Raw genomic sequence first — 1,015 nt, forward strand, 5'->3', positions numbered from 1 at the left:
TTTTTCACTTTATTATTGCTAAATTTATATATGAATTAACTTCTTTTACAAACATAGGAGTTGCGTGGTTAAGCAACTAAATTAGTAAATAGAAAACGAACCAGAGGAAATTCCGAAGGAATTTCCAAGTAGGCTAGAACCAAGCAATTAAATATACACGTTGTTGTGCTTTCGTTATTTTTTAATTTCCCTATCAAATGTTTTTTGAAGTCCAATTATCTTAATAATTAGTTCTTCATACCTTATTTTTAGAATACTTAAGACAGCAATCCGATATTTTACTGCGTTATTTAAAAATTGATTTTGTTTTTGTTCAGTATTAAGGTTTACGATTTTTGAGTTTTCAGTAATCAGTTTTCCTGGATAATTGTACTCTAACGTATAATTAGTCATTAAAAAAGGCGCAATAATATTTCTAGAATATTCAACAAGTGAAGTATTCAAATTAAAAATTGAAGTATCAATATAATTGTAATACAAAAGTAGTGTATCCTTTACTTGTCTATTTTCAATTAGATTTAGTTTGCCACTTGATTTCAATTCGTCTATTGTGGTTTTTTCAGGAATAAAAGGAAAAGTAGTTAAAAGAGAATTTGTGAACTCTTCAGATTGTTGAATGGTCGTAATGTCAGAATGTAATTCGTCCTTTATTTTTTTTAATTTAGTAAGTTGTATATCAATATCCTTAATTAAATATCCTAAGAGTAAAGTATCTTTTTCGAGGTCTGTTTTAATAGCCTTAAGATAGCTTTGTTCTTCGTTCTTGTTTAATCTTTGTGTATTCCAATTATTAATGCTCAACGCAATTAAAATACCAATAACCACAAGAATTATTTCGCCAAAAGCATAAGTCAGATATTTTCCAAACTTATTTTCAGTCAACATTTTTTGTCTAATTTTTCTAAAGAATTTTATCATTGGTTAGCGGTTTCTGATAATGAAGCACAACGTGTTCCTTTAGTTTGTATTAAATATATTTAGCTAGAAAAAGAGGAGAACTATAACGTGTTTTAGA

The 1,015-nt window shown here is 27.3% G+C and carries 1 protein-coding gene; it reads right to left on the reverse strand.

Annotated features, from left to right (window positions below; all coding sequences use genetic code 11):
* Positions 1–174 precede the first annotated feature (174 nt).
* On the reverse strand, positions 175–918 hold the full coding sequence (locus H593_RS0115450) for a DUF6090 family protein (protein WP_028873251.1): 744 nt from the start codon (positions 916–918) through the stop codon (positions 175–177).
* Between the last annotated feature and the right edge of the window lie 97 nt (positions 919–1,015).

The sequence above is a fragment of the Psychroserpens burtonensis DSM 12212 genome, assembly GCF_000425305.1.
Classification (GTDB): Bacteria; Bacteroidota; Bacteroidia; order Flavobacteriales; family Flavobacteriaceae; genus Psychroserpens; species Psychroserpens burtonensis.

Coding starts and splice junctions, on each gene's coding strand:
- H593_RS0115450 (WP_028873251.1), bottom strand. CDS start 918: ATGATAAAATTCTTTAGAAAAATTAGACAAAAAATGTTGACTGAAAAT.